The organism is Massilia agri (genome assembly GCF_024753255.1).
Taxonomy (GTDB): domain Bacteria; phylum Pseudomonadota; class Gammaproteobacteria; order Burkholderiales; family Burkholderiaceae_D; genus Telluria; species Telluria agri.
This window is the reverse complement of the sequence record NZ_JANUHA010000016.1, coordinates 131710-141405: the sequence shown is the minus strand read 5'-3', so window position 1 is coordinate 141405 and position 9696 is coordinate 131710. Positions and strand designations below refer to the sequence as shown.

The following is a 9696-nucleotide window of genomic DNA, read 5'->3' as shown; positions in this document are numbered from 1 at the left end:
GTACTGCAGACCCTCCGTGCTGCCATGGAGATCCAGGCAAGGGCAGGGCTGGAGAACCCGTGCAGGCCGGTACTGAGCTCTGTGAGACCAGTTGACAGGAGCGACCTGCAGTGATGCTTCGGCCTCACATTAGCAATAGGGCGCTGGTTTTGACCCGAGGCTTGGAGTCGCCAGCGAGCCTCGAGAATAACTGCGGCAGCCCACTCTAGCTTAATGCTCAAAACGGTTTGTCTAAGGCATAGCAGCCCGCCGGTACGACCTTTCTTCCGCGACGAATTCGACAGACTTGGAAGGTCGTTGTATGGACCTGGTGACCGATCTATCGACTGGGCGGTAGGGAATTTTCGGAAAGCTGCGCCGACTAAGTCTGTCGGCACAGCTCATGAAGCATGCCCCAGGCTACTTACTTCTGCTGAACGGGATAAACGAGCAACTGCCAACGGATGTCGCCGCTTTGCGGATTATGCTGCCTATGATTTTGGGGCGGCAAGATGTGGCCGCCCGCGATAGCAATCTCGTCGCCGCACGAGGTGCAGCGATAGATCCCTGGATGAGGCGCAGCGGTTCCGGGGGTATGCGTACCGTCGAAGGCCGCATCGTTAGTTTGCGTCAACCGTTGACCAAATTTGTACAGCGCCATACACATTCTCCACATCAAGTTAATGTTATTTAGAAACACATGAGCTGCGGAGCGACTCGTAGGAATCGTCCTACTTGATTATAGATCAGCGAACAGTCCTTAGCATAACCACCAGCTAAATAGGTATAGAGCTACCTTTCGCATTGTCAATTTGGACTCTACGTTGACTGCGCATACAACTAAGCACTTCCACATGAGAGCTGAGATTTGCGCTGCTGCCGGACGGAGAACAAACGGCGGGGCGAACCTCCCCCGCGTGGCAGCCGCCAGGTTTGACATTATAAGAATAATGTCATATTTCCGAGGTAGGGGATCGTAAATCTAATGTAATACGTAGTAATATTGAAAATACGGAGGGCCTTATGCCGGAGCAAAACGATCTAGACGCCGCATTGCAGGCGGATGTGGAAAAGCTGCGCGCGGAGCATCCGCGGACCCCTGACCTCTACAGGGAGGTATGCATCGTCATGTTTTTCCGGTACGGCGTTACACCGACCGCCAATAAGCTGTATCAGCTAGTTCGTAAAGGGAGCATGTCGGCCCCGACCGAGGCGCTGCGCGCTTTCTGGGCCGATCTACGCCGGTCGGGCAAGGTGGATCTGGGTCAACCTGATCTGCCTGTCGACTTGGCGCAGGCCGCCGGCGATCTGGTGTCAAAGCTCTGGAGCTCGGCCCGGACCGCGGCTGACCAGTCTCTTGACCAGTTTCGGCAGGCAGCAGTGCAAGAACGTGACTCGGCACTACAAGATAGACAGACTGTCCAGGATCAACTCGATAACGCCAATCGAGAACGGCAGATCCTCACCGCAAAACTGGAGACCGCTTTCCGAGAAAACGCGAACTTGCGTGAAGAGGCGGCCGTCAGTTTGGCGGCAACTGCCGAGATGAACGCAAGGCTTTCGGATGCTCGTCACGCTGTTTCGGAAGCGGAGCGGCGGCTTGAGGTAACGCGTATCCAACACGCTGAGGAGATCGAGCGGGTTACGGCGCGGATTGCGCACGCCGAGGAGCGCTTCGCTGCGTTGGAACACCGCGCCCTGGTCGAAATCGATCGCGAACGTACGACCGCAAACAAACTGGAGAAGGCTCTCGAGTCAGAGCGAAGCCTGTCTGCGACGTCAACGCAGCGACTCCAGTCCGAGCTGACGAATGCTCGGATCGAAGCGGCGAAGCAGGCCAGAGACTTTGCCGCGCTAGAAGAGAAGCTGAAAGCCGCAATCAATGAGAGGGACATTGCTCGAGACAAGGCCGAGCAATTGCAGGTCGCCATATCGGATTTGACTGGGCAGATCGCGGTCGAGCGGGCACGCGCGGAGATCCTTCGTGAACAGCTAAACCGCCGTCCCTCTGCGTCGGCACGCGCAGCAAAACCAAGTTCGGAGGGGAAAATTCGCACCACGCGCCGGGCTAAAGCAAAGCCAGCTGTATGACTGCGTCGTGGCAGGGTAAGAAGTAAGTAAGCTTCAAGCACTGTCCGCCTATCCTCATTGGAGGGCCGACCCGTCGCTCCGCTAAGAATCGTTGGTTTAACGCTGTCGAAGCGGCCACCTAACTGCAAGTCCAGGTTATCATCTGGTCAAGACCAGGCAGCTTTGTATTCGCTTCGCTTAGACATCTGAAAGGAAAGCGTATGACTGTTCTACAAGACAGCAACGGCCAAGGTGCCCCCCAGACGAATTCTTCAGTGCCGGAAGCGGATTCGACAACTCGCCCGATCGATTTCGAAAAACATCCTGTCCGCCTTCGCACGTACAGTTGTTCAACGCTGCAGGCGGAGGAATTGGCGGACCGTGTTGCCGCGTGGATTAACCAAGGTGTACAGCAGGCAGTCATATTTGGACCGCCCGGCATCGGCAAAACATATGCCATACGATATGTCACCGAACACCTACCTGCTAAATTTCCAGATGTTAGATTTTTGGAAGTGCACGCTGGGGCCGTCAGTGGCGCACCTGGGCGTGAGCGTCTTTTCCTAGAAAAACACGTTATGGAGCTGATCGAGCGGGCAGGCCAGCGCTCATTGGTCCTCTGGATTGACGAATCACAGTTATTGGATCCGACCACGGAAAATACGCTGCGCAACCTGCAGGACCGACTCAAGAACAACGGGATTCGATTACTTAGTGTCCTTGTTGGTCATCCGCGCGTACGAACTCTTAAACAAAAGCGTGTTGCATACGCAAGCGACTTCCCCACGTTCGTTCCCAGCGTACCAACGGAAGCGTTTGAGCTACACGGCATGCGTTCGATAACGGAAATCGAGCACTGCCTCAAGGCTTTCGACAACGACTGCTTTCCGCGCTATAGCGGCTGGTCTCATACCCGTTTTTTCTTACCTCAGGCTTATCTGAACGGCTTCCGTCTGGCAGCATACGCAGGCGACCTATGGCAGGAATTCGTCGAGGCAGATCGGACCACCGGCGCGGATACCAGGACAGAAGTGCCGATGTCCTATTTCGCTAAAACGATCGAACACGCCCTGAAGGAAGGCGCTGCGCGCGATGGCGAAAACATAATTATGGATCGCGAATTTTGGAAAAGAGCGGTGCACCAATCAGGTTGGGGCGAAAGATATGAGCTGCGCCATTTGGTAGGCGAATCTTACGCCCTTTGCTAGTGGCGATTGGTATCAATCCAGCGTCGAGTAGTGGACCTCAAAGTGACTCGACATTAGGTTTTATAATGTCGAGTTCGTCTTTTTTGACAGGTTGCTTATGCCAGGACAGGGATTCTTTTCGTAGACGATGTGTGGTGTCGCCATCCCCACGCGAGCCGTGCGAAAGGCACTAAATCAGGTAATGGCTGGCCAAGCAATGAAGGCACCCAGACGACGACCTGATCGACGCGCGGGTACGGTATAAACAACGCGAAGTAACCGGAAAAACCGAAGGAACCACCCGTTTGCCCGATCCGCTCTAGCACTTCGCTAATCGTTTCAACTGCAGCGTGGCACCGCTTGAACACCACGCCGCTGCATAAGCAAAACCGTGACCTAGAACGCACGCGACCCCACCGTAGCTCGGCCCATGCCCGAGCAGGCGCCAGCCCCATTTATGCTCGGAGCAGGATGCTTACGCGGCAATGCTCAGCCAAAGATAGTCTACAACCTGGTGGGATCTCTCAATAAACGTTCCCGCCATACGTCCAGCAGTGGTGAACCACGGCTACGCGTCCTGCATATGAGCATAGCTTGCAGTATCACGCGCAGGCCCGTCCGTCATGCCAACTGGATTTCACAGCGGCGAGACAATGTCATGTCGCAGAAGACAACCTCCAAAGAGCTGAGGAGGCTAGCTGTACTCGGTGAATGTCTCAAAATTAGTTCGCAGCCTTCGGGGAGTCTCACATTTAGTTCGTCTAAATGTACACTTTTAGTTCGCCGGATGGCAAGGAGGGCTTGCCATGATGGCGCCCATGGACCTCATTTAACATAATATAGATTATGCGTACATTGGACTTGGCCGTTCAGGCCGTTGCTGCGAAAGCCGGCGAAAACGCGATCACGCCTTTCGGAATCGTGTTATCGAAGTTCTTATACAAGAGATATTCCGGCGGGATTCCGGGATACACCAGTTCCGTACACCGGGCGAATCCGAACCTGGCATAGAACGCCGGATCCCCAACCAGCACGCAGCCCCCTTGCACCCCGTTCCCGCATGATGGCGATTCCTTCTTGCAGCAAGAAGCTGCCGATCCCCTGGCGCTGGAACGCCGGGATCACCGAAAGCGGACCGATCCCGTACCAGCCGTCGCGACCGGACGTCGTCACCACCGATATGGCGACGTGGCCAACGAGTCGTCCCTCGCTCTCGGCAACAAGCGACAAGGCCAGATGGCCGTTCCTGCGCAGCGCATCCACGATGAACTGTTCGGTCCGGCTGCTATGGGTCGCCGTCGAGAATGCGAGCTGCGTCAGTTCAAAGATCGCGGCACTGTCGCCCGGCTGTTCCTGTCTCACCGTGAATGTCATTGTGTTCCCCACGATTGCTTGATCGACCGGTGGCGCGCAACCGGAACCAGCTCTTCGACCTGGTCCGCTGCCGTACCCAGGCCATCTTCCCGTCCCATCCGTTCGCCTAGTTCCGCCGCACGCTTGCGCACCTCGCCACGTTCAACGAAGTCGAACGCCCTGCCCAGTGATTGCGCATCGAGCTTCGCGGCGTTCATCCCCGGCGGCGCGATGCCCAGGCGATACAGGCGTTCTGCCCAGAAAGCCTGGTCGCCAGCGAACGGGACGACGACCGAAGGCTTGCCAGCGTGCGCGGCAGAATGCGTCGTGCCCGAGCCTCCATGGTGGACCACGGCAGACATCTGCGGAAATAGCCAGCGATGCGGTATGGCGCCGATGCGCAGGATGTTCCCCGGCAGCTCAAGCTGGTCAATCTCGCTCCAACCAGGATTCAGCAGCGCCCGGCGGCCGGCCAGCGCGGCGCCCAGCGGTCCGATCATCTTCGTCCAGTCGATTCCCACCATGCTGCCGAAGCCGATATAAATTGGCGGCGGGCCGTCGCGGAGAAAGCTGGCAAGTTCGATCGAGGGCGTGAAGTCCGCCGCAGGCGTCTGCCACTGGCCGCACAGCCTTGCATGTGGGGGCCAATCCGCAGGCTGCGGCAGGACAGTTGGTGAAATGCCATATAGCATCGGGTGTTCGGTCGGCAGATCTCGCCACGGCGGCAGATCCAGGACTGTCCGGCGTGCTTCGTTCAGGCTCTTCCGAAACGCCAGCCAGAACAAGGTGTTGGTCAGCCTGAGGCTGGCGTGATTGAGCCAGCGGGGCACCAGGCCGGCGGGTAGGAACGGAGAGGGAAACTCTCGCGATGGAGTGAGCGGTATCATGCCCGCCCCGATCGCCGGGATGCCCAGGCGTTCGGCCACCGACAAGCCGATGAAGCCTGCCAGGCCAGAGGTAAGAATCGCATCACGGCCGTCGGCGGCGGCGAACGTTTCAGCCATCCAGGCGTGGGTGTTGGCGTTGCTCAACTGCACCAGGGCTTTGGCCGTGCCCCTGGGTCCCTCGCTGCGCCAGTCCGCGAACAGCTGGCGGATATCGCCGGACAGCGGCGAATTGGGCAGGCCCAGTTCGTCAGCCGTCCCGAGGGTGCGCGCATCGCCGAGCAGATGAATGTCGTGGCCACGCTGGTGCAGCGCGTGCCCGAGGGCGACGAGCGGTCGGGTGTCGCCTTCCGTGCCATACGTGAGGATCAGCAGTCTCATGGAATTCCCTACAAAAGTATACGGCGTTTACTTTAGCATCTATTATACTTTCTGCCCATGACCTCTACGACGTATCTGGAAAGCGCACGCGAGACCTCTGCAGGCCGCCGGCGGCATGTGAAGAAGGCGCGCCTGACGCAGCAGATCGCCACTGTTGCCGGTGAACTGTTCAGGGCCCATGGTTACGCGGCAGTAACGATGGAGCAGATCGCGGCCGCCGCCGACGTCTCCAAACGCACGCTGTACAAGTACTTTCCGGTCAAGGAGGCGATACTTGCGCACCTGCTGGAAGCCGAACTGGCGCACGATCTTGCGAACCCCGGCTTTCAATTCGACGCCGAGGCGCCCTTCCGGTCCAATGCCACGGCGCTACTCGCCGAGTCCGCGGCCTGGTGCGAGCGCCATCCCGATTACCTCCTGCCCTATATTCGCTATAAATTCATCGTTTTCACGCCTGGCGAGGAATCGGCAGGCCAAGGCACCGACGGCGGCGACATGGTGTACGCATGGAAACAACTGATCACCGCAGGGCAGCAAGGCGGAGAACTCGACCCGACGCGACCGGCCGAAGAGCTGGCCTTCTACTTCCACTATCTCTATCTTGCGGCCCTGATGCGCTGGATTACGGACCGCCGGCACGATCTGAGGCAAGAGTTTGCCAAGGTGGTCGGGCTCTTCCTGGACGGTGCGGTTCGTCCGCCCACGAGCGCGGCTTGACGCCGGTCGTGCTTCCCTGCTCTGCTCGCGCCCCGGACACCTGACGGCCGCAGCGCATTGGTCGCATCCCCTGTCGGGCCTACCCGTCTACCCTTTTTCTGCTTGCTTGGGTTTTGTTGGCCTGGCCGAAGTCGTTGGCGTTTCATTCGCATGGTGTTTCGCATGGTGTTTCGGCGGGGCTGCGTCGCCATGGGTGGCGTGGATCCCCGGTACCTTGAACCCGGCCGCCGATCGCTTGCCGGGCATTTGGCCGCCCCCCTTCTTCCTGGTGGCTTGCTTTTGTAGTGTTGGTGTTTCCGGAGTAGTTAGTGTTTCGTTTATTTGTTTGTGTGAAACGCGTCGTTGGTTAGTTACTTTTCATGGTAGGTTAATGGCACGTTCATTCGACGCTCCTCGCCATGCACACCCTGACTTTCTGGGACGCCAACCCAGTCCAGGCATTCAAGGACTTCGTGTCCACCGAAGCCTTCGCCGAGACCGGCCGGCGCGCCCGTGCTGACGGCAAGCTCAAGCTGCTGTCAGCGGAATCGGCAAAGATCTACAAGTTCATGTTCAACAACGTGGCCGGCTGGCTCCAGGAACAGGGCCTCGTCTTCTCCACCGCCACCCAGGCCGACCTGCTGCGCTTCATCGGCCGGACCGAAAAAGGCAAGCCTGTCCTGAACAGCAAGATCGCCTACCGCTACCTGCGGCTGCTGGAGCGCTGCTACGAGCACCTCGGCGTGACGCCGAATCCGGCGCAGCAGGCCATCCTCCAGATCGACCGCGCCCACATCAAGAAGGACGAGGCCGGACGGAGCCTGTCGGATGACCAGCTCGAGCGCTTCTTCAACGCCCTGCCCGCCGACCCGCCACGGCGGCGCCGCAGCACCCCCTTCGACGGCTGGAAGCGGCGCCGCGATCGCGCCATGCAGGTCGTGATCGCGCTCGCCGGCCTGCGGGTGTCCGAAGCCGTCGGCCTGCTCGTGACCGAGGTCGGTCGCCAGGCGGCCCTCGACGGATCGATCGAGCTCACCATCACACCGAGCGAAAAGCACGACACCAGCCACGAACACACGGTCACCCTTCCCCGCGAAGGCGTCGACGAGTTGCGCCCCTGGCTGGAGGAACGCGAAGCGATGGAGATCCCGGGCCAGCTCGTGTTTCCGGCCAACGTGGCCGGCAAGCGCCTGACCAGGAAAACCGTCTACGTCCAGATGCGCGCCACCTTCGAGCGCGCCGGCCTGGACCTGGAGCGCTCAGGCGGGCGCACCCTGCGCAACACCTTCGCGAAACGGCAGCTCGACGCGGGCGCGAAACCGGAGGAGCTCAAGGACGTCCTCGGGCTCGCGCTCGAACGATCCGCCGCCGACTACAAGCTGACCCGCGTGAAGCCGGATCCGACGCAGTAACGGTGATTTCCTGCCCGCTGGCTTTTCGACGAGACTTGCCGGTATCATGCGCACCATGATTACCTGTTTCGATATTGGCGGCAGCGCCATCAAATGCGCGGTCGCCACAAGCGACGGCCAGATCGGGCCCTTGGCGCGCGTAGCGACGCCCGCCCACGATTTCGATGCCTTCACGGCCGCCATGCGCGACCTGATCGACGCCGGCGGACCTTCGCGCGGCGTCGCCATCTCGATCGCGGGCGTCATCGATCCAGACAGTGGCCGCATCAAGTGCGCCAACATTCCCTGCATCGACGGCCGCACCCTGTCCGCCGACCTGGCCGCAGCCCTTGGCCTGCCGGTCTGGATCATCAACGACGCCGACAGCTTCGCCCTCGCCGAAGCCCAGGCAGGCGCAGGACGCGGTCACGCGAACGTCTTCGGCCTGATCCTCGGCACCGGCGTCGGCGGCGGCCTGGTCTACAACGGCCGGCTGGTCGGCGGGCCCGGCGGCTTTGCCGGCGAATGGGGCCACGGCCCCGTGGCCGCGCAATTCGCCGGCAGCCCACCTCAGTCGATTCCACGCTTCCCCTGCGGCTGCGGCCAGGCCGGCTGCATCGACACGGTTGGAGGCGCGCGCGGCCTGGAGCGCCTGCACCAGCACCTGCACGGAGAGCCGCTGGACAGCCGCGCCATCATCGATGCCTGGCAGGCCGGCGATGCCCGCGCCGGGCGCACCATCGACTGCTTCGTCGACCTGCTCAGCGGCCCGCTGGCCATGCTGGTCAACACCGTCGGCGCCTCGATCCTGCCGGTGGGCGGCGGCCTGGCCAACAGCGCGGCCCTGGTCGCGCGCCTCGACGGGGCGGTGCGCGCCGGCATCCTGCGCAAGACCGATGCGCCCATCATCGTGCCCGGCCAGTCCGGCGCGGAACCGGGCCTGATCGGCGCGGCCTGGCTGGGCCTCGAGAAGGTGGGCGGCGCGCATGCCTGAGCCGATCGTGCTGGAGGTGTGCGTCGACAGCGTCCAGGGCCTGGCGGCGGCGATCGAGGGCGGCGCCGACCGTATCGAACTGTGCAGCGCACTGGAGATCGGCGGCCTGACACCGAGCGCCGGCCTGCTGCGCGCGGCATCAGGCAGCCAGGTAGCGGTGGTGGCCATGATCCGCCCGCGCGGCGGCGATTTCTGCTTCGACGAGCCCGAGGCCCAGCTGATGCTGCAGGAGATCGACGCGGTCGCCGCCGCGGGTTTGCAAGGCGTGGTGCTCGGCGCATCGCTACCGGACGGACGGCTGGACACCCGGCTGCTCGCGCGCCTGGTATGCCGAGCGGCAGACAAGGGGCTGCGCTGCACACTGCACCGCGCCATCGACCTGTGCCCGGACCTTGACGAGGCAACGCGCCAGGCCATCGACCTTGGCTTCGAGCGCATCCTCACGTCCGGCGGCGCACGCAGCGCGCCCGATGGCCTGGATGGCCTGCGCCGCTGTTTCGATGCCGCCGCCGGCCGCATCACGATCATGCCCGGCGCGGGAATCAACGCGGACAACGTCCACCTGCTGCGCGCCCAGCTGCCGCTCACCGACGTCCACGCATCCTGCTCCGAGCCGCTGCCGGCGGCCGCGCCGGAGGTCAGCGCCTTCGGCTTCGACACCGGCGGGCGCCGCCGGACCAGCCGCACGAAAGTCGCGGCCCTGAAAGCTAAACTGCGGGCTTGAAACCGCCCTGCTCTTGAAATCCCCGGCTGCGTGTGTG

The 9696-nt window shown here is 61.3% G+C and carries 9 protein-coding genes; 6 read left to right on the top strand and 3 right to left on the bottom strand.

The window, feature by feature from the left end:
- Positions 1-403: 403 nt before the first annotated feature.
- Positions 404-640 carry a hypothetical protein gene (locus tag NX780_RS19930; RefSeq protein ID WP_258829620.1) on the bottom strand — a complete coding sequence of 79 codons (237 nt, stop codon included), beginning with the start codon at positions 638-640 and terminating at the stop codon, positions 404-406.
- Between the two features lie 362 nt (positions 641-1002).
- On the opposite strand from NX780_RS19930, the gene NX780_RS19925 reads away from it, so the two are divergent.
- On the top strand, positions 1003-2070 hold the full coding sequence (locus tag NX780_RS19925) for a DNA-binding protein (RefSeq protein WP_258829619.1): 1068 nt from the start codon (positions 1003-1005) through the stop codon (positions 2068-2070).
- 200 nt (positions 2071-2270) lie between these two features.
- Positions 2271-3257, top strand: coding sequence for an ATP-binding protein (locus NX780_RS19920; RefSeq protein WP_258829618.1), 987 nt, complete (start codon positions 2271-2273; stop codon positions 3255-3257).
- 915 nt (positions 3258-4172) lie between these two features.
- Here NX780_RS19920 and NX780_RS19915 read toward each other — a convergent pair.
- A complete protein-coding gene (locus tag NX780_RS19915; RefSeq protein WP_307732972.1) occupies positions 4173-4610 on the bottom strand; it encodes a GNAT family N-acetyltransferase in 438 nt (145 codons plus the stop codon).
- Entirely contained in the window at positions 4607-5854 is a 1248-nt protein-coding gene (locus NX780_RS19910; RefSeq protein WP_258829617.1) for a glycosyltransferase, read from the bottom strand. The genes NX780_RS19915 and NX780_RS19910 overlap by 4 nt, the downstream gene beginning before the upstream one ends.
- Positions 5855-5911: 57 nt before the next feature.
- Here NX780_RS19910 and NX780_RS19905 point away from each other — a divergent pair, with 57 nt between their 5' ends.
- The 4 genes from NX780_RS19905 to NX780_RS19890 all read left to right on the top strand — a co-directional run bounded on the left by NX780_RS19905 (position 5912) and on the right by NX780_RS19890 (position 9659).
- Complete coding sequence (locus NX780_RS19905; RefSeq protein ID WP_258829616.1) at positions 5912-6571, top strand: TetR/AcrR family transcriptional regulator; 660 nt, start codon at positions 5912-5914, stop codon at positions 6569-6571.
- Between the two features lie 398 nt (positions 6572-6969).
- On the top strand, positions 6970-7962 hold the full coding sequence (locus NX780_RS19900; RefSeq protein WP_258829615.1) for a site-specific integrase: 993 nt from the start codon (positions 6970-6972) through the stop codon (positions 7960-7962).
- A gap of 46 nt (positions 7963-8008) precedes the next feature.
- On the top strand, positions 8009-8935 hold the full coding sequence (locus tag NX780_RS19895; RefSeq protein WP_258829614.1) for an ROK family protein: 927 nt from the start codon (positions 8009-8011) through the stop codon (positions 8933-8935).
- The gene (locus NX780_RS19890) at positions 8928-9659 is read left to right on the top strand and encodes a copper homeostasis protein CutC (protein ID WP_258829613.1); all 732 of its coding nucleotides are present in this window, start codon (positions 8928-8930) and stop codon (positions 9657-9659) included. The genes NX780_RS19895 and NX780_RS19890 overlap by 8 nt, the downstream gene beginning before the upstream one ends.
- Positions 9660-9696: the final 37 nt, after the last annotated feature.